At 45.8% G+C, this 21,693-nt stretch carries 21 protein-coding genes and 2 tRNA genes; 6 read left to right on the top strand and 17 right to left on the bottom strand.

What is annotated here, in order from left to right:
• Window positions 1-66 precede the first annotated feature (66 nt).
• The 3 genes from ACSYSL_RS06220 (at window position 67) to hflX (ending at window position 3,671) form a co-directional block, all read left to right on the top strand.
• Window positions 67-1,512: a hemolysin family protein gene (locus tag ACSYSL_RS06220; protein ID WP_056995029.1), complete on the top strand. Its 1,446-nt coding sequence runs from the start codon at window positions 67-69 to the stop codon at window positions 1,510-1,512.
• 142 nt (window positions 1,513-1,654) lie between these two features.
• Window positions 1,655-2,326 carry a histidine phosphatase family protein gene (locus tag ACSYSL_RS06215; RefSeq protein WP_338342797.1) on the top strand — a complete coding sequence of 224 codons (672 nt, stop codon included), beginning with the start codon at window positions 1,655-1,657 and terminating at the stop codon, window positions 2,324-2,326.
• Window positions 2,327-2,369: 43 nt separating this feature from the next.
• Window positions 2,370-3,671, top strand: a complete 1,302-nt coding sequence (hflX, locus tag ACSYSL_RS06210; RefSeq protein ID WP_491708583.1) for a GTPase HflX — start codon at window positions 2,370-2,372, stop codon at window positions 3,669-3,671.
• Between the two features lie 103 nt (window positions 3,672-3,774).
• Here hflX and ACSYSL_RS06205 read toward each other — a convergent pair.
• The 3 genes from ACSYSL_RS06205 to ACSYSL_RS06195 all read right to left on the bottom strand — a co-directional run bounded on the left by ACSYSL_RS06205 (window position 3,775) and on the right by ACSYSL_RS06195 (window position 6,350).
• A tRNA-Gln gene (locus ACSYSL_RS06205) sits at window positions 3,775-3,846 on the bottom strand.
• A gap of 34 nt (window positions 3,847-3,880) precedes the next feature.
• A tRNA-Tyr gene (locus tag ACSYSL_RS06200) sits at window positions 3,881-3,963 on the bottom strand.
• A 116-nt stretch (window positions 3,964-4,079) separates the two neighbouring features.
• A complete protein-coding gene (locus ACSYSL_RS06195) occupies window positions 4,080-6,350 on the bottom strand; it encodes an MMPL family transporter (protein ID WP_491708582.1) in 2,271 nt (756 codons plus the stop codon).
• Between the two features lie 124 nt (window positions 6,351-6,474).
• Here ACSYSL_RS06195 and ACSYSL_RS06190 point away from each other — a divergent pair, with 124 nt between their 5' ends.
• A complete protein-coding gene (locus ACSYSL_RS06190) occupies window positions 6,475-6,984 on the top strand; it encodes a TetR/AcrR family transcriptional regulator (protein WP_010017631.1) in 510 nt (169 codons plus the stop codon).
• Between the two features lie 49 nt (window positions 6,985-7,033).
• Here ACSYSL_RS06190 and ACSYSL_RS06185 read toward each other — a convergent pair whose 3' ends face one another.
• From ACSYSL_RS06185 to ACSYSL_RS06125, 13 genes are all read right to left on the bottom strand, one after another.
• On the bottom strand, window positions 7,034-7,807 hold the full coding sequence (locus tag ACSYSL_RS06185) for a CPBP family intramembrane glutamic endopeptidase (protein ID WP_491708581.1): 774 nt from the start codon (window positions 7,805-7,807) through the stop codon (window positions 7,034-7,036).
• A 117-nt stretch (window positions 7,808-7,924) separates the two neighbouring features.
• Complete coding sequence (locus tag ACSYSL_RS06180; RefSeq protein WP_491708580.1) at window positions 7,925-8,758, bottom strand: HAD-IIB family hydrolase; 834 nt, start codon at window positions 8,756-8,758, stop codon at window positions 7,925-7,927.
• Between the two features lie 47 nt (window positions 8,759-8,805).
• The gene (locus tag ACSYSL_RS06175) at window positions 8,806-9,849 is read right to left on the bottom strand and encodes a lipid II:glycine glycyltransferase FemX (RefSeq protein ID WP_491708579.1); all 1,044 of its coding nucleotides are present in this window, start codon (window positions 9,847-9,849) and stop codon (window positions 8,806-8,808) included.
• Between the two features lie 3 nt (window positions 9,850-9,852).
• The gene (locus tag ACSYSL_RS06170; RefSeq protein ID WP_056995027.1) at window positions 9,853-10,500 is read right to left on the bottom strand and encodes a redox-sensing transcriptional repressor Rex; all 648 of its coding nucleotides are present in this window, start codon (window positions 10,498-10,500) and stop codon (window positions 9,853-9,855) included.
• Window positions 10,501-10,688: 188 nt separating this feature from the next.
• Complete coding sequence (gene tsaD / locus ACSYSL_RS06165; protein ID WP_491708578.1) at window positions 10,689-11,714, bottom strand: tRNA (adenosine(37)-N6)-threonylcarbamoyltransferase complex transferase subunit TsaD; 1,026 nt, start codon at window positions 11,712-11,714, stop codon at window positions 10,689-10,691.
• Entirely contained in the window at window positions 11,711-12,130 is a 420-nt protein-coding gene (rimI, locus tag ACSYSL_RS06160) for a ribosomal protein S18-alanine N-acetyltransferase (protein WP_491708577.1), read from the bottom strand. The genes tsaD and rimI (ACSYSL_RS06160) overlap by 4 nt, the downstream gene beginning before the upstream one ends.
• The gene (gene rimI, locus ACSYSL_RS06155; protein WP_338342787.1) at window positions 12,120-12,677 is read right to left on the bottom strand and encodes a ribosomal protein S18-alanine N-acetyltransferase; all 558 of its coding nucleotides are present in this window, start codon (window positions 12,675-12,677) and stop codon (window positions 12,120-12,122) included. Before rimI (ACSYSL_RS06155) ends, rimI (ACSYSL_RS06160) begins: the two co-directional genes overlap by 11 nt.
• Window positions 12,661-13,386, bottom strand: coding sequence for a tRNA (adenosine(37)-N6)-threonylcarbamoyltransferase complex dimerization subunit type 1 TsaB (gene tsaB, locus ACSYSL_RS06150; RefSeq protein ID WP_010017731.1), 726 nt, complete (start codon window positions 13,384-13,386; stop codon window positions 12,661-12,663). The genes rimI (ACSYSL_RS06155) and tsaB overlap by 17 nt, the downstream gene beginning before the upstream one ends.
• Window positions 13,387-13,499: 113 nt before the next feature.
• Window positions 13,500-13,769, bottom strand: coding sequence for a phosphocarrier protein HPr (locus ACSYSL_RS06145; RefSeq protein WP_010017729.1), 270 nt, complete (start codon window positions 13,767-13,769; stop codon window positions 13,500-13,502).
• A gap of 71 nt (window positions 13,770-13,840) precedes the next feature.
• Window positions 13,841-14,866 carry an L-threonylcarbamoyladenylate synthase gene (locus ACSYSL_RS06140; RefSeq protein WP_491708576.1) on the bottom strand — a complete coding sequence of 342 codons (1,026 nt, stop codon included), beginning with the start codon at window positions 14,864-14,866 and terminating at the stop codon, window positions 13,841-13,843.
• Window positions 14,844-15,839, bottom strand: coding sequence for a peptide chain release factor N(5)-glutamine methyltransferase (gene prmC, locus ACSYSL_RS06135; RefSeq protein WP_491708575.1), 996 nt, complete (start codon window positions 15,837-15,839; stop codon window positions 14,844-14,846). The genes ACSYSL_RS06140 and prmC overlap by 23 nt, the downstream gene beginning before the upstream one ends.
• A complete protein-coding gene (prfA, locus tag ACSYSL_RS06130) occupies window positions 15,839-16,918 on the bottom strand; it encodes a peptide chain release factor 1 (protein WP_010017724.1) in 1,080 nt (359 codons plus the stop codon). Before prfA ends, prmC begins: the two co-directional genes overlap by 1 nt.
• On the bottom strand, window positions 16,918-17,520 hold the full coding sequence (locus ACSYSL_RS06125; protein ID WP_029489960.1) for a thymidine kinase: 603 nt from the start codon (window positions 17,518-17,520) through the stop codon (window positions 16,918-16,920). Before ACSYSL_RS06125 ends, prfA begins: the two co-directional genes overlap by 1 nt.
• Before the next feature lie 133 nt (window positions 17,521-17,653).
• Here ACSYSL_RS06125 and ACSYSL_RS06120 point away from each other — a divergent pair, with 133 nt between their 5' ends.
• Together ACSYSL_RS06120 and ACSYSL_RS06115 are read left to right on the top strand one after the other, a co-directional pair.
• Window positions 17,654-19,012, top strand: a complete 1,359-nt coding sequence (locus ACSYSL_RS06120) for a Mur ligase family protein (protein WP_010017722.1) — start codon at window positions 17,654-17,656, stop codon at window positions 19,010-19,012.
• On the top strand, window positions 19,012-19,743 hold the full coding sequence (locus tag ACSYSL_RS06115; RefSeq protein ID WP_187753880.1) for a type 1 glutamine amidotransferase: 732 nt from the start codon (window positions 19,012-19,014) through the stop codon (window positions 19,741-19,743). The genes ACSYSL_RS06120 and ACSYSL_RS06115 overlap by 1 nt, the downstream gene beginning before the upstream one ends.
• Before the next feature lie 96 nt (window positions 19,744-19,839).
• Here ACSYSL_RS06115 and ACSYSL_RS06110 read toward each other — a convergent pair whose 3' ends face one another.
• Window positions 19,840-21,690, bottom strand: coding sequence for an APC family permease (locus tag ACSYSL_RS06110; protein ID WP_491708574.1), 1,851 nt, complete (start codon window positions 21,688-21,690; stop codon window positions 19,840-19,842).
• Window positions 21,691-21,693: the final 3 nt, after the last annotated feature.

Raw genomic sequence — 21,693 nt, 5'->3', positions numbered from 1 at the left:
ACTTTTTGCCCTTTTTTGCTATAATAGTAGATAAATAACTTATTTTAACTGAAAGAGGTATTTGTTTTGGATTCTGGTCCTTCGTATTTAATTAATACAATTATTATTGTCTTTATTCTTTTACTCGCTGTATTGTTCACTTTGACCGAGTATTCATTAGTCAAGGTGCGACTTTCCGCTCTTGAAGCGCTGCAAGCTGATCGCGACAAGCCTTCAAAAAACATCGCTTCTGCCATTCACATGGTGAGTCACTTGACGGAGTTCCTTTCAACCGCTCAAGTTGGAATTACGTTGACTTCGCTTATCTTAGGTTGGGTTGGTGAAGAAACGGTGGCTGATTTAATCATTCAATCCCACCTGTTACCCACTGACCTTGCTAAACCAGTAGCCTCTGTAGCAGCCATCGTTATTTTCACTGTCTTACACGCCGTCTTTACCGACCTGGTGCCAAAGAACATCGCCATTGAAGAACCAATCAAGGTCCTCTTGTTCATCGTGAAACCGGTCCGCTTCTTCCACATCACCTTATTCCCAATGATTTGGATTTTGGACCACCTATCAAACTGGGTCACTCACTTACTTGGTTTCCAAGTGACAAACGATGACGATATCTATTCACAGACAGAGATTCTCTCTCTCTCAAAAAACGCCGCTGAGGCGGGTGAACTTGACCGGGAAGATTTGACTTTCATGCAACGTGCCTTTGAAATGAATGACAAAGTCGCTGTCGATGTCATGATTGACCGAACGTCAATGGACGTGATTGACGTATCAGATTCAATCGCCACTGGTCTTGATGAATATTTGCAAAAGCGTCATTCTCGCTTCCCTGTCGTTGCTGACGGTGATAAAGATAAGGTGCTTGGTTACGTCTTCAACTACGACCTGGTTCGTCAAAGTCGTATCTCAGGTCAAGAACCTGTTGCCAAAATCATGCGCGATATTCCTGCTGTTCCTGAAAACATGGATTTGCACGACGTGATGGATGAAATGGTGATGAAGCGCTCACCAATCGCAGTGGTTGTCGATGAATACGGTGGTACGGCCGGTATCATCACCGACAAAGACATCTATGAAGAACTTTTCGGTTCAGTTCGTGATGAGATGGATGACCAATCCGACGAATACATCGAAAAGCTTGGTGACCGCCGTTACAAGGTCTCCGGTAAGACCACCCTTTATGACTTCCAACGTTACTTCCACACCGATGTGAAAGAACTTGATGAAGATGAAGCGGTTACCCTAACTGGTTATGTCTTAAAACGCGATCCTGATTTCCGAACGGGCGATTCACTTCGCATCGCCAATTATCAGGTTACTGCCTTAGATTACGAGAACGCCTTTATCCCTGAGTTTGCGGTTAAGGAACTTGACCCCGAACCCGAACCGAAGTCCGAAGATGATAAGGAAGACGATAAAAACGGCAACGAAGAACAAGAAAAGAGCAACGAGCGCCGTAAGTTCCACCTTCGTGATAAGGAAAACGATCAAGAAGATCAAAAGAAAGATTAACCAACAAAAGGTGTGGCAGCTTCGGCTGCCTTTTTCTTTTACTCACGATAGCGATGCCCTGCCCACTATCTTTCTTTCGTGGTAAACTAAGGGTTAATGACTACTAATTATCGATGAAAAGAACTACTAAAGGAGGCTGTTCATGACTGCCATTGATTTATACCTCGTTCGCCATGGTCAAACATACTTTAACCTCACTCGTCGCCTACAGGGACACTCCGATGCACCACTCACTGAATCCGGGATTGAAGATGGTCACCGTGCTGGAAAACGCTTGAAAAACATTCATTTTGATGGTGCTTATTCTTCTGATCTAACTCGTGCCATTCACACTGCCAAGTACCTATTGTCCGAAAACCAAGCAGGTTCACCAATTTGGCCACAACAACTCCCTGACTTTCGAGAGGAAAACTTTGGTTCGTTTGAGGGTATCGATTCCCAAGTGGCATTGACACAGTTAAACGCCTTTACGGATCATCCATACAGTGATTATTCAGATATGATTCAAAAGAGAGGCATGGCGGAATCAATGAACTTATTTGCTTTGGCAGATCCCTACCACCTTGCCGAAAACTATGCCGAATTTATTCAACGTATCCAACACGGCTTTGACTTTTTGCTTCGCGAACACAAAGACGGTGACCAAATCTTGGTTGTTGCTCATGGTACGACCATCCGTGCCATCGTTAATTACTTTGGCCATCCAGAAATGGCGGCACACGCCATTGACAACGGGGCCGTCACTAAGATTCATCTAACGGGCACAGACAGTGGACGGGTCGACCTATTTAACGACAGCCAGGATACACTGTAAAACAGCACACAGAGTCAACAATGACTTTTAAAAGAGGGCGTACATGGAAGAAAAAAATCAAACAGCCCAGCCAGTTCGTAAAGTCTTACTGGCTGCCTTAAAGCAGAATCAAAAGCAGAACTTAGATTATGAACTAGAGGAGTTATCAAACCTCGCCCGGGCCAATCGCTTAGAACCGGTCGAAACCTTTATCCAGTCACTTGAACGGCCCAACCCCGCCACTTACTTCGGTAAAGGAAAAGTCGAAGAGTTGCGTATCGCGGTAAACACCTTCGAAACCGACCTGATTGTGACAAATGATGAGCTCTCACCTTCTCAAATCAGGAACCTAGAAAAGGCAACACAGGCAACAGTGGTTGACCGTACTGGCTTAATTTTAGATATTTTTGCCAAACGTGCTCAAACAAAGGTTGCTAAATTACAAGTACAGTTAGCCCGTCTAGAATACCAGTTACCTCGTCTACGAACCTCAATGTCCGTTTCGCTTGATCAGCAGACCGGCGCTGGTGGAGCCGGATTTACCTCTCGTGGTGCTGGTGAAACCAAACTCGAACAATCCCGTCGGCGCTTAACTTCTGAAATGGTTGCTATCAAGAAAGAACTCGCCGCTTTGCAAAAGGATAGCCAGACACAGGGAAAGAAGCGACAGGAATCAGCCATCCCAACCGTTGCCTTGGTCGGCTATACAAATGCCGGAAAATCGACTTTAATGAACCAGTTTCTCGTTCGTTTTGGTCAAGGAGCTGAAAGTGATCAAAGTAAGCAAGTCTTCGAAAAGGACATGCTCTTTGCCACTTTAAACACCACCATTCGCCAGTTAACCCTGCCCGACAAAAGCAAGTTTCTTCTGTCAGACACTGTTGGCTTTGTTTCAAAACTGCCGCACCATTTAGTCGCTGCCTTTGAATCGACTTTACAAGAAGCCGCAACAGCCGACCTACTCCTACAAGTCGTCGATATTTCGGATGAACACTATGCGGATATGATGAAGACCACTGAGGAGACATTAGCAAGACTTGGCATCAAGGATAAGCCGATGATTACTGTTTATAACAAAGCAGATAAGGCGGATATGGCTTTCCCAATGCTCGATGGCGATGCTACGATTACCATTTCAGCACGTGACCGCAAATCACAGGATGCTCTCTTAGAACTCATCGAGAGTCGTCTCTTTGCGGACCGTAAAAAAGTAACATTGGCCATCCCATTTGCTGACTCTGCCGTGGCTGCCAACATTTTAGATGAACACGAACTACTCGCACAGAAGTTTAACGAAAGTGGTAGTCTCATCACCGTCAAACTCTCTAGCGAAGAAATCGCTCGCTACCGACAATATATTCAATAAAAAAAGACGCTCACTAATTAAAATGAGCGTCTTTTTTTGTTTTAAACAAATTAAAAAGGCAGACCAACTAGTCTCTGCCAAGAGTGATTGCCATAACGGCCTATTGCCCCTGCTGGGATCGAACCAGCGCATGGAGGTACCAAAAACCTCTGCCTTACCACTTGGCCAAGGGGCAATCGTAAGATACCAGCTGCTTATTGCAGCAGCGATGGGAGCGGTAGGATTCGAACCTACGAACCCGAAGGAACGGAGTTACAGTCCGTCGCGTTTAGCCAGACTTCGCTACACTCCCGAATGCCTTACGACTTAAATATTATAACAAGCCTAGCCATTTGCCGCAAGACTTTTTAGCAATTATTTTTAAACAAAAAAAGCCCGACCGACTGGTCAGGCTTTTAATGGCATTTGTTATGAATTCTTTTTACCGGGGAACGCCCAGTTAGTCTTTCCGAAGAGTTTCAACATCGCTGGAACAAAGAGCAAGCGAATAAAGAAGGCATCGAAGAAGATTCCGAAGGCCAAAGCCAAGCCCAGGGACTTAACCGTTGGGTCTGAATTCAAGGCAAAGGATCCAAAGACAGCAATCATGATTAGCGCAGCCGTCACAACGATTGGACCAGAGTCCTGCATGGCAACAGTAACCGCACGGTCATTATCACCCGTCTTCTGATACTCTTCACGGGCACGTGACACCATAAACACTTCGTAATCCATTGCCAAACCAAAGAGAATGGCGGTCACAATAATTGGTAAGAAGGCAATTAATGGCGCACCCTTTGAAACACCGAAGACATCCTTCATGAAGCCTTCTTGGATAACGAGCGTGGTAAAGCCAAAGGAAGCCAGTAATGACAAGCCAAAGCCAACCATGGCGACCACGGGCACAACGAAGGAACGGAAAACCACCATCAAAAGTAAGAAGGCCAAAATCATGATTGTTGCAACGAAGATTGGCGTGGCGTTGTTCAACTTAGCCGTGATATCGAGGTTCACCGCGTTGATACCAGTCAAAGTAATCTTGGCATCATACTTAGACTTGGTCGTATCGGAGTAGTCCTTGATTTTGTTAACCAAGTCCGTTGTCTGCTTTGCTTCTGAACCCTTTGTTGGCGTAATCAGCATCAGGGCATACTTACCATCGTCTGACACCATGTACTGACGACCAGCTTGGGCCATGATTGCTAACTTAATCTTAGCAGCAGCTGCGTCCTGTTCTGCCTGCGTTGGCATTTGCCCAGTTGCTTGCGCTTGGGCAGTCATTTGTTGCTGAGCCTGGGCGGTTAGCTGCTCTTGCAAAGCCGCTGCCTTTGTCTGATCGACAGACAAAGTCTGCATCGTTTTAACACCCTTCAAAGAAGCAATGTGCTTGGCAATCTTTTCTAGGTTAGCCTGGTTTTGGTTGGCATCCTTATCGGTATCCAATTTAACGACGGCAACCAATGGTGAGTTAACGCCTTCACCAAACTTATCGGAAATCATGTCATAGGCTTGACGTTCCGTTCGGTCTTCAGGCAGTGACCCATTGTATGGCATACCCAAACGCATGTTATGCGTTGGAATAGCCATCGCACCCAGGGCAACAACAACGGCAACAATCACCGTCCAGGGGTGCCCCGTCAAAAACTTCGTAATCTTTGATGGATTTTGAGCCATTTCATCAACTGTTTTAGTAGCAGGTTTGATGAACTTTGAAAGCAAAGCAATCAAGGCTGGCAAGAAAGTCAAGGCTGAGAAAACGGCAAAGGCAACAGCAAAGGCTGCGGCAATTCCCATCGTCGTCACAAACTCAATACCAGCAAAGGCCAAGCCGAGCACAGCAATAATCACTGTTACACCGGCAAAGACAACCGAAGCACCTGCTTCGGAAACAGCACGACCCAAAGCTTCTTGTTTGTTTCCTTTGGTATCAGCCAAATCAGTCTTATAACGATTTAGGATAAAGAGTGAGTAGTCGATTCCAACCGCTAATGACAGCATCACGGCCAAAGTCTGTGAAACGGAGGCCATTGTCAAGAAGTTTGTTCCAATTGTTACCAATAAAATACCAGAAACCAAGCCGACCAGGGCGGAAATGATTGGCATTCCAGCCGTCACAAAGGAACGGAAAAGTACCAGTAGCAAAACGAAAGCAATGACAATTCCAATGACTTCGGACGCGCCACCAACTTCAAATTCATGAACTTGTACAGAACCCGTGTAGGCGACTTTGACGTTTGCAGTCTTCACTTTATCGTTAAAGATATCCATCACGCCGTCAATGGCCTTTCGTGGCACATCATTGGCGTCTTTTTTATAAGTAATATCCACGTACGTGGTTGTCTTATCGGATGAAACCGCGTTCGACTCGTAAGGATTAGCAACGGACTTAATGTCCTTACCATACTTGTCCTGAACTTTTTGAATAGCGGCTGCTACATCGGCCTTTGTGGCATCATTTGTAACGTCCCCATTTTTTTCTTGGATGACCGCTTTCATCGTCCCTGCATTTGGATTTTGATTAAATTCCTTTTGCAAAGTCGATTGAATATCCGTCGACGGAATACCTGAAATGGTTAGGCTCTGGCTATAGTGCGAACCGAGACCAACTGCCCCCGCTCCCAAAGCCAACACAACAACAATCCAGGCGAAGAAGGTCTTGAATTTATTTTGATAAATCCATTCTCCCAATCGCTTAAGCATAATGAATCTCCTTTATATTGATTTAACATCTGAATTCATTCTAGGCATGGAAATAAAAACGGTAAAGGGGTAAAATTGAGATACTGTCCCACAAACATTACAAAATAAAGAAAGTGTCCCTTTTATGGCTAATAAAACCTACACGCTAATGCACGAACACCTTCTGGATACTGCTGGTGAACTCCTAGCCGTCATCCCCTTCTCCAAGCTAACCGTAAAGCATATTTGTGAGAAAGCCGAAGTTAACCGCAATACTTTTTATCGCCACTTTGATGATAAGTATGAGCTACTGGATGTCATCATTCAACAAGCACTTCACGTGATGGCCAATCAGATTGATATTGAATCCTTCCGCCAACAGCCATTCACCACAATCAATAAGTTCACCTTTCCTGAATCGCTATCCGTACTCGACTTTCAGCTGCAAGACAAAACCTTCGAAGACCAATTTTACAACGCTGTTTTTAAAGAACTAACGGCCATGGCCTCATCCTCTGATATCCTGTGGCTACTTGGAAACATGCAAGTGATTCGTATCTGGAATGCCTCGTTATCAACTCCGCATTCCTTTCAAAAGGATTACGCCCTCTTCGATGAAATCATCCGAGAAAAGAAATTCCCGGGCATTGATTAAAACAAGTAAAAACGCCCACCCTAACCGGCAGGCGTTTTTTATTTCAACTTTAACGTAATAAGACAAGCAATGACATTCCTTGTATCCAACCATTATGAAACATATGCATCAAAATCGACGATGATATTTTTCCGGTTTTATTGTAGGCATAGGCCAAGCCAATTCCAATGATTAAGTATGGTGGCAGATCAAGTAGTGACAGCCAAGTATAAGAGCCTAAATGGTAAAGTCCAAAAAGCAATCCGGATAAAATCACGGTTACCCATGGTGCCTTTGCCCATTTAAAATAGTGGAAAAAGAGGCCACGAAACACCAACTCCTCCATTAGCGGTCCCATCACCACGATAATAAAGGAAAGGACGACCGTCGAGTAAATACCGCTCAAGTGCATTAAATCATCCAATGCTGCTTGGTTTTCGGTTGTACCACTCGTCCATTTTGACAAGAAGAGTTGTTCGAAAACACCCCAAATCATCATACCGGAAAGCGAAATTAAGTAGATACCGGCTAAATTTAACCATTCCGAGCCTTTTGGCCAGTCGACTTTTTTAAACGAAAAGCGCTGCCGAATTCGTTTTGCATGAACTTGCATCGGCTGTTTTAAGGTTTGAAAGGCAAAGCGAATAAATGAATAAGAAAGCAAAAAACCACAAAACAGCCACAAATAACGTTCTCTTCCCGAAACTAAAATCGACCCCTGCAACATCGCCATGGCCAAATATTCAAAAAAGAAAAAGCAAAGCCAAGCCAGGACTTTATACAAACTCGTTGCTGTCCAAGTGATGCGCTGGTGTTGTTTTAAAAAAGCCGTAAAGTGTTTCATATCTCTTCCTCTTATCTTTGATTAGGGTAACACAATTCAGAATCAAGTGACACCGCGGTCAGCAAAGATGATGAATATAAATGATAAAAAGAGGAGGATACTCCCCCTCTTTTCAACCTATTTTTGCGACAAATTGAGTTTTTCTTCAATCGTTTTAATCACACCGGCTTCTTCATTCGTTGCCAGCGCCTCTCGGTCATGAACTTGGTGCATAAATGCCGCCGCATTCGGCATCAAAAAGGACTCCTGATACTTCTTTAGCATTTCCAAATCATTGGAATTATCACCAAAAACCATCACCTCATCATCTGAAATGCCATAATATTTTTGCAAGATGGCCAACGCATTGGCTTTGTTGACATCCTTTGGCAAGATGTCGACAGACCCAAAGCCAGAGCCCGTAACATGAATTTCATGTCCCAGAACTTCTTCAATCGCCGTGACATACTTCTGAACTTCGTCATGTGGCCAAATGAAGGAAACACCAAGAATTTGATCATCAATCGAGAGCAATTTCTCCACTTGCATCACGTTTGGGTAAAAGCGAGCTAATTGATCAATGACAGCCTGACTGGCATGGTTGGATACATAGGTTCCCTTCGTACCTGAAAGCACAATCAAATTATCTGCTGACTGCGGATTCAAGCTGTTCCATTCAATGACTTTTTCAATTTGTTTAGCCGTTAAATAAACAGCGTACAACTCTTCGTCAGAAGTTTGGACAACGGACCCATTCGATCCAACGTAATCAATTTGATCAAGGAGTCCTTGATTTCCCATCGGCGCAAACAATTCACGCAAATTTTGAATACGGCGACCTGAAGCAGCAACGAAACGGACGTCTCGTTCTTTTAGCTCTTTTAATAGTTTTGCAAAACGTTTCTGATCATACTGGTCTTCGTTAGCCAAAAACGTACCATCCATGTCGGAGGCAATTAATTTAATCGTCATAGTTCGCCTTTCTTGTTTAGTCGAAGGACGGCTCAATGGCTCATCACTTATTCAGCAAAACCTTCTAGATACTTTTCGTAGGCCGCCTGGTCAACAACCCAATCCAGTTCACCAATGTACTCCACATGTGGATCGTGGTAAGCAAAGCCGTGCTTAAACTTGTAGAGCCCATCGTCTGGGGTAAAGGAACCAACGCCACCAAAGTCATAACGGGTCTTCTTTTCAGACAAGCCCCACTTCAGCATTTCCCACTGCACTAAATATGGACCATAGTGTTTGGCATAGGCACGGTTCGAACCGGCATACATGTACCAGATCTTGTCGCCATATGCAAAGCCAATCCCTGCAGCAACTACCTGACCATCAAAGTGGGCTAAGAACACACGGAAGGCGGGGTCATCGGCCCAGAGTTCCTGCATTCGGTAGAAATAATCAATCGGACGGTGCGTAATATTTTGCGCCTTCGCCATCATCTTGTACGTTTCAAAGAAGGCATCAATGTCTTCTTTTGAACGACCGGAGGTAATGGTCACGCCGTCTTTGATTGCCCGACGAATCTGATTACGGTAATCACTCTTAAAGTGATGCATGAGCTCATCTTCATTGGTAATGACCTCGGCGCCCTCACCTCGGCCGTCATAAAAGAGGTTGACGTTTCGTCGAGGCTGAATGTTACCGTGCATATAGCTCACGTTTGTGTTTCGGGTAACAAAGCCGGCCGCCTCATATTTGGCATTCAACTCTTTGTTGTACAAAACTTCTGGATCCATTCGAAGCAAAAAGACGTTGTCAGGTAAGTTATCCAACGCTTCTTGAACTAAGGACTTAATCAAGTCGACATCGTCAATATCAGCAACAGGTCCCTTAGGACAGTAAGCTAACAGCTTTCCAGGAACCGCCTCAATGGTTAAAACAGCCATCGCGGCCGTCAGTTCGCCGGCAGCGTTTTCACGATAAAGGTAAAGATGCCCCCAGTTCGCCTTCAGTTCACCCCACTTGGGGTCCTGAGTGACCTGCCCCCCGTCCTGTGTTCGTACAAAGTCTTGAAACTTTTTAACTGCTGTTTTATTTGTCAGATCAAGAACTGCCATTTTTTACTTCCCCGTTGTGATGGATGCATAGTTTTGAATAAAGTACACCAAAGTCTGTAATTCGTTCGTTAAGTCAACGTTTTGAACACGAACACCCTTTGGAACTGAAACACGGAGTGGTGTAAAGTTCATAATCCCTTTCACGCCAGCCTTAACCAAACGGTCCGTGATGTCTTGTGCAGCTTCTTGAGGAACTGTCAAAATCGCAATATTAATTCGTTGTGCCTTAATTTGCTCCTCTAATTCTGACATATCATAAATTGGCACACCAGACAAAATCTTGCCCCGGTGCTCATTAATGTCAAAGGCAGCGGCAATTCGCATGTTTGATGATTGGTGGAAGTTGAAATTCAACAGCGCATGCCCCAAGTTTCCAACCCCAATTAATGCCACGTTGATTAACGAATTTTGATCCAAAACCTTGGCAAAGAAAGAAAGCAAGGCCTTCACATCATAACCGTACCCACGCTTACCAAGGGCACCAAAATAGGAAAAGTCGCGACGAATTGTAGCAGCATCAAACTTCGTTGCTTCGGCTAATTCGGCTGAAGAAATTCGGTTTGTGCCCGCATCTTCAAGAAAAGTTAAATAACGATAATAAATCGGCAACCGTTTAGCAGTTGCGCGTGGAATCTGCGCTTGTTCGTTCATGTTCGTCTCCATTCAATACTTTGTGAAAGTCCAGTTCCTTGTGAACTATAATGTATAAATTATAGCATAATATCAAGTGTTAAAAAAGAAACTTGTTAAAAATTCACAATACTTTTATCACATTATTGTTACATAAAACCGTAACAGTTCTAAATTAATTAAATAAAAAAAAAACAGGTTTTCCCTGTTTAGTCCGTTTTCTTTTCCCGCAAAGGAAAATCCAACCCTGGATGTGTATTTAAATCTAAATCAGCAAAGATACCCTGCTTATAATTCCAATAACCGGCTGCCCCAATCATGGCGGCATTATCCCCTGTGTATTGTTTTGGAACTGGGATAAAGTCAGTATCGGGAAATTCGGTCATCAATTCCGCTAAGGCATGTCGCAATCCACTGTTGGCTGCTACACCACCAGCCAAGACAAGTGAACGCACAGGAAAATCCTGCAACGCCCGTCTTGTCCGATCAATCAAAGCCTTAATGACAGCAGCTTGAAAGGAAGCGGCCAAGTCTTTCTGGTCAATCACGTCACCGCGCTGTTCGGCATTATGCACTTGGTTGATTACCGCAGACTTCAGTCCTGAAAAAGAAAAGTCATAGCCAGCTTCATGGGCCATCGCCTGTGGAAAATCAATGGTCACTTCTCCCTGATCAGCGAGTTCATCAATCGCCTTTCCAGCCGGATAGTTTAAGCCCATGAGCCGACCGACTTTGTCATATGATTCCCCTGCCGCATCATCATAGGTTTCCCCGAGAATTTCAAAGGAATTTTCTTTTTCCATCAACACAAGTTCCGTGTGACCACCAGAGACCATCAACGCGATGGCGGGATATTCAATTGCCTTGTTGAAGTTTGCCGCTGCAATGTGCCCAGCCAAATGGTTCACTGGAATCAACGGCAGGTTATGAGCCATTGCAAAAGTCTTTGCCCCCATTAACCCGACCAGCAGAGAGCCAACAAGACCTGGACCATAAGTAACAGCTACGCCATCGAGCTCGTCAGGATTCACACCAGATTCATCTAAGGCAATATCCAGCGTTTTAGTAATCCACTCCAAATGATGCCTGGAGGCAACCTCGGGAACAATCCCACCGAATCGTTGGTGAGAGTTAATTTGGGTGGCCACCGCATTCGATAGCACCTGCTTGCCGTCTTTGACGACAGCCACCGAAGTTTCATCCGCACTGGATTCAAATGCAATCAAAGTTGTCATGATTTTTTCTCCATTAGTATGGCGGTTTGACCGTCTTGGTAATAGTTTTTCCGTTCGTTATAGGTTTGAAAGCCCATCTTAGCATAAAGTTTTTGTGCAGGCTGATTATTGGCCGCCACTTCAAGCAAAATGCGGTTTCCGGCCTGTTGCTCTAATAAGTGACCCAATAGCGCTTGCCCAAGTCCCTGACGCTGATTATCCGGCAGCACTGCCAAGTAGTCAATCTCAACCTCGTCCAAAACAACGGTAAAGGAAAGAACAGCACGGCCGTGTTCCTCCATCAAATAGTGAACCCGATGACTTTGTAGCTGCTGCACAATCACTGCTTCGGGTATGGGGCTATGCCCACCAAAGGCGTTGTGAAACAAAGTCGCAATCATGGGTGCATCCAATACCGTTGCCAGCCTAGCCCTCAAGGTTTTCCACCATGGAAATGGCATCTTCCTTGTTATCGACATAGTAATTTTCAATCACATCTTCGACATGAAAGCCCAGACGGTCGTATAGCGCTAACGCCCCAGTATTTGAGCGTCTGGCTTCTAAGGAAAGTTTCGGTAATCCAATTTCCCAGGCAACGGCTTTAGCCGTATTAATGAGGTAGGAACCCACCTTTTGTCCTTGCCAGACGGGCAAGACAGCCAAGTTAGCAATATGCAAATCCGGAATCTGTTCGCGTCGAACAAGCGCGATAAAGGCAACCACTTGATCTCTTTTGGAGACCACAAGGTAAAGGCGATCTTTTTCAGTTGTCAGTTCATGATAAAAATCGCGAGAAACCCAAGGAGCATAACCATTGTAAACTGCCTCTTGGATGGCAACTAGGCCCGGAATATCAGATACCGTCGCCAACCGAAGGGTTAGCACATCCCCATTGATTTCAAATCGTTCGGTTGGAAAGTCAATGAGTGTCTGGGCGACGGGCTTTTCTTTCTTTTTCTTTTTCTTCCTAAACTTCAAAAACATAAGGCTTATCCAATGGTTGACCCTGGTGGGCCTTTTCCCAATTCAACTCAGCCTGTGTCTTACGCAAGTAAGCAGGCGTTAAATTCGCAACATCTGAAACGGCTTTGGTTTCAGGAGCAAGACTAATCAGTCCCGTACCGTTTGGCAATGATTCCTCCTCAGAGAGAATGGTGAGTGGCATACGGCCCAGCTCCTCATTGAGTACATCCTCAAAATGCTGGCCATCCCCAATCACGATCACCGGCTCGTTTACCTGGGCAATCAAAGGCAACACCTCATCAATTGGGTAGTGGCCATCTTCTAACACTACCTGATTTCCGAGGTAAGCACCTGCAAAAACATTATCGTTACGGGCATCAAAAAGCGCCAATACAACGGTCTTAGGACCAGCCTGTAATTGGACTTGACGAGCAAGGGCTTTCAAAGACGAAACAGCCAGCAGTGGCTTATCCAACGTATCAGCAAGCACCTTTCCTACTGTTAGGCCAATTCTTAGGCCTGTAAAGGAACCCGGTCCCTTCGCCACCACAATTTGATTCACATCCTGCAGTGACCAGGCCGCCTCTTTTAGCAAGTTTTGGATTGCTGGCAGCAAATCGACCGAATGATTCTTAGGTTTGTTGGTCGAAAAGGAATTAACCAATTGACCATCTTCAGAAAGCGCCACCAGTAGTGGTTGATTACTTGTATCAATTGCCAAAACTTTCATTACAGCCTCCTTATGATGCCTGTTCTACCTATTCATTTTACTAGAGAACGGCTTCATTTCAAATAAAAAAACCGCCTAAAGCGGTTTTAAAAGAAAATCAGTCAACAACTGTTTTACTTTGCCAAGCCTTCGTTACGCATAACGGTTGAAACGGCCTGAATGGCATCCTTAGCATCGTCACCGTCAGCTTTAATGGTCACATCTGCGCCATGGCCAACACCAAGTGACATCACACCCATGATGGACTTCAAGTTAACTTCCTTACCCTGATATGACAAGGTTACCTCAGATGAAAACTTTGAAGCAGCCTGTACCAACAAAGTTGCTGGACGAGCGTGGATACCTGTTTCGGAAATGATGTTAAATTCTTTTGTTTCTGCCATGTTTCTTTCTCCTTTTGGAAAAGTCTTATTCACGATTTAAGTTTATCAAAGCGCTTACAAAATAGCAAGGATTATTCACTGTCAAGCCCTTGGAAAAGCCGTCCGCCCGAGGCTTTCCCCAAGCGATTATTATAAGCCTTTCCAATTCCCATATCCGGCATGGACTCGACGTAAATTCGTTTGATTACCGATTGGTCATCAAAGTAACGCAATCCAGCGAAAAGGTTCTCACTCGCTTGCTCCAGGCCAGTTCCCAAAGACCAGGATGCTTGCTTTCTCGCATCAATGCCCATCAACAAGGCATCTTCTGCCATAACCGCATCACTAGTAGTGAGTACCCGTTGCAAGTCCTGCCAATCGAGTGGGTCGAACATCACCACCTCTTTATCTGGTGCGTAATGCCGGTACTTCATCCCCGGTGCCTTCGGTACCTGGTCTGCTGCCAATGCCTTTTGGCTAGTTGCATCGATCACTTCAGTCTTCAACACCTGTTCCAAATCACCTTGGCTCACGGCTCCGGTTCGTAAGATTGTTGGTCGCTTAGCCGTTAAATCAACCACCGTCGATTCAACCCCTACCTGAGTTGGCCCATCATCAACAATAGCCGCAATTTTACCAGCCATATCGTGTTTAACATGAGCAGCCGTGGTTGGCGATGGCTTACCAGAAGTGTTCGCTGAGGGCCCAACGATTGGCACACCGGCCAGTCGAATCATTTGGCGTGTCACCTGGTTGGCCGGCATTCGTACTGCAGCCGTTTCGAGTCCCCCTGTCACCAGCATCGACACCATTCCCGTTTTAATTGGTAAAATAATGGTCAAAGAACCCGGCCAGAAAACCGTCATTAATTCCTTTGCCTGTGCCGTCAACTCAACGTAAGGTTGCAGTTGTTCAATGGCCCCGACGGTCATAATCAAAGGATTGTCGGACGGGCGTCCCTTTGCCACGAAGACCTTTTTGACTGCTTCGTCATTCGTGGCATCAGCTCCCAATCCATAGACAGTTTCCGTTGGAAAGGCCACGACTTCTCCTGATTGCAAGAGTTTGGCTGCTTCTTCAATCGCTTTTGTTGAATTATTTAATATTTTTGTTTCCATCAAGTTTCACTCGAATCATTCTGTCTAAGCCTGCCAGGTCTTGTTTTAAATCAACCTGGGCTTGTGGCAGTTCATCTTGAAAAATCTTTTTTAAAGCCGTTCCCTGGTCATAACCAATCTCAAAATAGGCTCGACCACCGGGCTGCAAATAATCAGCCAGTTGCTTTGCCATGGTCTCGTACAAGGCCAGCCCCTGATGATCGGCATACAGTGCCAAGTCCGGTTCATAGGCCACCACGGACTCATCCATTTCATCTTGCCCATTTTTTCTAATATAAGGCGGATTAGACACAATGATGTCGTATCGTTTATCGCCGAGCGCTTCGAAGAGGTCGGATTCAACTAATTTCACGCGATTTTCCACTTGGAATCGTTTACGATTTTCCCAGGCAACCGCCAGAGCATCCCTTGAAATATCCGCTGCAGTGAGGGTCAACGATGCCTGCTCCGCTGCTAAAGTCAAAGCAATGGCACCAGAACCCGTTCCAACATCAAGGACGGTGGGACGTTCAGATTGAATTGGTGAACGCTTTAAATCGTTCAAAATCCAATCGACCAGCAATTCCGTTTCTGGCCTTGGTATTAGTACCCGTTCGTCAACCAAAAAGTCGCGACCGTAAAACGGTGCTTCACCAATAACATACTGGGCTGGCTTTCCTTGAACTAGTCCCGCAATCCAGCTCGGCCAACGTTCGGCCAACCAATTTGGCATCATCCGGGTCAGGTTTGCTCGTAACATGCCGTAATTAACTTTTAAAGCACCCGTCAACAGAAAGTCGATGTTATCAAGCGACTCTGCTTCATCAAAACCAGCAGCCAAAAGTTCGGCCAGTGCCCACTTTCTAGCTTCTAGAAGGGCAATTTTTAGTTGGTTCGTGCCCCCATACTTTGAGGACCGACCAACCTGTCGATCAAAGCGTCCCATGCCAACGTTATTCAATTCACCAAGCGTTCGCTTGTCTTCTTCAGCCATTATTGTTCATTTAAGGCAGCCAACTTAGCTGTCTGTTCGGCCAACACGAGGGCATCGATAATCTCACCTAAGTCACCGGCAATGATGCGGTCTAATTTGTTCAAAGTCAAGCCAATTCGGTGATCAGTTACCCGGTTTTGTGGGTAGTTATAGGTCCTGATTCGTTCTGACCGGTCACCAGAACCAACGGCCGTCTTCCGCTGTTCAGCATACTCGGCCTGGTTTTCTTGCGCAAAATGATCGTAAACACGGGCATTCAAGACTTTCCAGGCCTTGGCACGGTTTTGCTGCTGAGAACGCTCATCCTGCATCGCCACCGTAATACCGGTCGGTTCATGGGTCAACCGGATTGCCGAAGAGGTCTTGTTGACGTGCTGACCACCGGCACCAGAGGCACGGTAGACGTCCTCGCGAACATCCTTTGGATCAATTAACCCCTCCGCATCAACTTCTTCGAACTCGGGCATAATACCAACCGTGGCCGTTGACGTATGCACACGACCTTGTGTTTCAGTCTTTGGTACCCGTTGTACACGGTGAGCGCCAGATTCAAACTTCAACTTCGAAAAGACTTTATCACCAGTAATCATGGCCGCTACTTCCTTGTAACCGCCAACTTCGGTAGTCGTTTCATCAATGATTTGCAACTGCCAACCCTGCGATTCAGCATAACGCCGGTACATGCCTAATAAATCGGCTGCGAAAAGCGAAGATTCGTCCCCACCGGCTGCGCCACGGATTTCCATGATGATGTTCTTATCATCGTTGTCATCCTTTGGCAGCATCAAAATTTTGAGTTGTTCTTCCAACTCTTCCTTTTCAGGTTTTAAAGTCGCCAAGTCTTCCTTGGCCAAATCATCCATTTCAGGATCACCCAACATCGACTCGGCTTCTTCGATGCCGGAAACCACGCTTTGATAACGCTGGTAGGTTTCAACCGTTTCGCGAATTTGACCAGCTTCCTTGGATAACTTCATGTAGTTTTGTGAGTCAGCCATCACGTCGGGATCGGCCAACATTTGGTTTAATTCATCATAACGGTCAACCACCGTTTGAATTTGAGCAAAAATCGGATCCATTACGCATCCCCCTGTTTCTCTAACATCGTCAAATCTGGATGGTACCAATGGTAACGGCAGACCGGCTTGTAGGTGTCATCGCCACCAATTTGGATCTGTTCCCCCTCATACTGAGGTTGCCCATTGGCAAAACGTAGTTGCGTCGTTGCCTTGCGACCACAAAAAGAACAAATGGTTTTCATCTCAACTAACTTGTCGGCCATCTCAATCAGCCGCTTCGCCCCCTCAAAGAGTTCGTTAAAGGCGTCTTGTTTCAAACCGAAAGTCATGACCGGCAAATCCAAGCGATCCACTACCAAAGTTAACTGATCCACTTGTTCCTTTTTTAAGAACTGCGCTTCATCCACTAAAACAGCCGTGAGTTCCCGTTCGGTTAACTCTTCTTGAATCATGTCGTAAAGATTGGCCTGTGGCTCAATAACCCGGGCGGGACGTTTCAAGCCAATTCGCGAAGCAATCATCCCCACGCCATCTCGATCGTTAATCAAGGGCGTCAACAAAAGAACGTGCTTTCCTTGCGATTCGTAGTTGTGTGCGACTTTTAAAATTTCAATTGATTTACCGGAGCCCATTGCTCCATATTCAAAGTATAACTGGGCCAAAAGATTCACCATTTTTCTTTTTTCTATCCTATCTAGTATAGCAATTTTTAGGCCATCTGACGATGGGCCAGACCAATTTCTCAAAAGCTTTCGAACCGTGGTAAAATAAGGATTTAGAAAAGGAGGGCGTTTCATGTCTTTGAAAAGCCAATTGGCCAAGTTCACGGCCCAATCAGCGCACTTTGTTTTACACGACGTTTTGAAACGAGGCGGTACATCATTACCTGGGAAACTAGCCGTTTCGATTGATCCCGACGTGTTGTCAGCCATAGCCACAGACTTTGATCTCGTCGTGGTCACGGGAACCAACGGGAAAACCCTAACAACCGCTCTAATCACACGCATCTTAAAAGCGGGGGGTTACTCCGTTATTACCAATCCCTCCGGATCCAACATGGTTCAGGGAATCGCTGGAACATTATTAACAACTAAAATCACTCCTTCGCCCAATGGTAAAAAGCCAATTGCAGTTTTGGAAGTAGATGAAGCCAACGTGTTGTCACTCGCTAAGGCCATCCAGCCGAAGTATTTTGTCTTGACCAATATTTTCCGTGATCAGATGGATCGTTACGGTGAGATTTACACGACTTATCAAAAAATCATTGACGGCATTCTGCAGGCGCCCGATGCGACGGTCATCACCAATGGTGATTCACCAATTTTTGCTCGTGGTGATTACCCAAATAAGCGCCTCTATTACGGTTTTGATAACGTTAAAGAAAGTGATTACAAAGACTTAAAAGCCCCTAATAATACAGATGGTATCTTGAGCCCCACTGATCACTCCGTCCTCCACTATCATTTCATTACCTACGCCAACCTTGGCCGTTACTTCTCCGTCACAGACGACTTTAAGCGCCCCCATCTCGACACGGCGGTCACAGCCATCGATGAGCTGACCCCAAAGTCTTCTCGCTTTGCCATTGATGGGCAACCACTCAAAATGGAAATTGGTGGTTTATACAACATTTACAACGCACTGGCCGCCTATAGCGTTGGAAAGGCATTCGACGTGACGCCAGCCCAAATGGCTGCTGCCTTCGATGAAGACAAGCAAGTCTTCGGTCGGCAAGAATCGCTCAAAATTGGTAATAAAGACCTCACCATCCTGCTGATTAAAAATCCGGTCGGTACCAACACCGTGATTGACATGATGGAAACCGAGCCAGCACCCTTTACCCTGATTGCCATGTTAAACGCCAACTACGCTGACGGAATCGATACCTCCTGGATTTGGGATGCCGAATTTGAACGGCTCCATGATAGCCAACTGAAGGCCGTCATGACCGGGGGAGAACGTTACAAGGATATCACCGTCCGTCTCAAAATGGCCGGCTTCCCCATCCAAGAGACTTTCCCAAAAACAGAAGAAATTGTCCAGGCAATTGAAGCAGCCCCAACCGATAAGGTTTACTTGGCTGCCACCTACACAGCCATGTTGCAGGTTCGGGCCGTCTTACGCGAAAAGGGCTACATCAAGGAGGAGTACTAATGGCTGATTATAAACTGACACTCGCCCACCTCTATGGTGACTTAATGAACACTTATGGCGATTATGGTAACATTATTGCCTTACGCTACTACGCCAAGCAAATCGGCGTTGAAATCGATGATCAGCTGGTTTCATTGAACGATGACTTTGATCCAAAGGCTTACGACTTTGTCCTCTTTGGTGGCGGTCAGGATTACGAAGAAACCATTGTCGCCAACGACTTGGCTGGCAAAAAAGAAGGCCTGAAGGAATACATCGAAAACGATGGTCCCCTATTGGCCGTCTGTGGTGGCTTTCAGCTACTTGGTCACTACATGGAAATGGCCGATGGTAGTAAAGTCGATGGTATCGGTGTGATGGACCACTACACAACCAACATGACCGACCCATCCGTCAAAGTCGCCAAGGGCACTCGCTTAACCGGTGACATCGTCATCAAGAACAACGAAACTGGTGAAACCTACCATGGCTTTGAAAATCACCAAGGGCGCACCTTCTTAGGTAAAGGTGAAAAAGCACTTGGAACCGTTGTTTCTGGTCGCGGAAACAATGGTATGGACCAGTCGGAAGGTGTTATTTACCACAACGTCTACGGTTCTTACTTCCACGGTCCCATCTTTACCCGCAATGGTAACCTGGCTAAGCGTGTCTTGGCAACGGCTCTGGAACGCAAGTACCCAGACGTCGACTGGCAGGCCAAGCTTGAAAAAGTGCCAGCAGAAACATTCTAAAAAGGAGCAGTGTCTTCACTGCTCTTTTTTGTGCACATAAATAAAAAGTCAGTCAACCATACATTTAAGCATGGTTGACCGACTTTTTTATTTTCCTTATTCGGATAGATGGTAATAATAAGTTGAAATGGAGATGTTATCCATTGTGGACAGGGCCGCTCGCAGGCGCAACGATGATTGGTTATGCAAAATGTTTTGCCAAGGCTTCTTTGGCACAAATTGCGGAATAATCACGGTTACGGAATGGTTGACCTTTTCTGACTGTTTCGACACTTTGGAAACAAAGTTCACGACTGGTTTAACAATGGAGCGGTAGGACGTGTGAACGTCAACATAACGTACATCCCCAAAGTCTGCCTTGAACTGCGCCTGAATCTTCTCCTCACGTCCAGGGTTGTCATCGAAGGACACGTGCATCGCCACGACTTTGGTAGCGATTGACTGCGCATAATCAACGGCTTCTGAAGTGACACGGGTCAAGTTCGAGACTAAGACAATGGCCGTTGAACCATCGTATTCATGGCGAACCGATTCAACGTTATTAACGTACTGCAAACGCAACTGTCGAGCAATTGCTTCGTAATGACGACGAATGCGGAAGAACATGAACATCACGAGGGGCATGATGAAGAGATAGGGCCAAACGTGATTTAAACGGGTCACGAAGAGGACAATCACCAAGCCCGCCGACATGGCAGCCCCGATAAAGTTAATAATGGACTTAAACCACCAGAACCCTTCTTCCTGACGATTGCGGTACCAGTGAATGATCATGCCTGACTGAGATAGGGTAAACGGTACAAAAACACCCACAGCATAAAGCGGAATCAAATTATCCGTATTTCCATGAAAAATCACCGTCAAAATCATGGCTCCGATGGAAAGTGACAAAATCCCATTCGAGTAGCCAAGACGGTCCCCCTTGTCCAAGTAAAGATGGGGCAAATACTTGTCTTTGGCCAAGTTAACGGCCAGAACCGGAAAGGCAGAAAAGCCTGTGTTCGCCGCTACTGCCAAAATAAGGGCGGTGGCCAACTGAACTAAGTAGAAGAACAGGTTATGGCCTCCAAAAGTTTGCGCAGCAATCTGTGAAAGAACAGTCGAATGACCGTTTGGCTGAATGCCATACCAGTAAGACAAGAAAGTAATGCCAAGGAAGAAGAAGGCCAAAATAGCAGCCATCATGGTCAAAGTCGTCGCCGCATGCTTTTCTTTCGGTTCTTTAAAGTTTGGTACCGCGTTGGAAATGGCTTCCACACCAGTCAGAGAGGAAGAACCAGAAGACAGAGCACGCAAAAAGAAAATCAAGGTCAAACCGGAAAAGTCGGTGCCGATTCGTGCGGCTTGATGAGCGGGAATTGCTCCGGTAGCAGCCTGAAAGAGCCCCCAGAGGACAGTAATCGTCATCACAACAATGAAGAAATAAACGGGAACCATTAAGAAGTTAGCCGATTCACGTAACCCACGCAAATTCAAAGCCGTTAAGATCAAAATTGTTGCAATGGATAGTGGTACCGCAAAATTTAAAAGAGCCGGTACCGCCGCCGTAATAGCGTCAGCCGCTGCCGAAGCTGAAACGGCAACCGTTAGCATATAGTCGACCAAAAGAGAACCACCAGCAACTAAGCCGGCCTTGGCCCCCCAATTCTGACTGGCAACGGTGTAGGCACCCCCACCATTTGGGTAGGCTTTAATAATCTGTCGATAAGAAAGGACGATTGCCCCTAGCAAGACTAAAATAATCATCGCAATTGGCAACTGCAACCACAGGGCCACAGCGCCCGCGGTAATTAAGACAGATGTGATTGATTCCGTTCCATAGGCAACGGATGATAGCGCATCGGAAGAAAGTAGGGCCAGCGCTTTTGACTTGGTCAATGACTGTCCTGCTGCCTCTGAGCTTTTCAAAGGTTTTCCGATGACAACACGCTTAAGGTTTCGAAACATGGT

It is taken from the genome of Fructobacillus sp. ESL1129, from assembly GCF_058507945.1.
The sequence above is the reverse complement of the archived record's forward strand: the minus strand, read 5'-3'. Positions and strand labels throughout refer to the sequence as shown.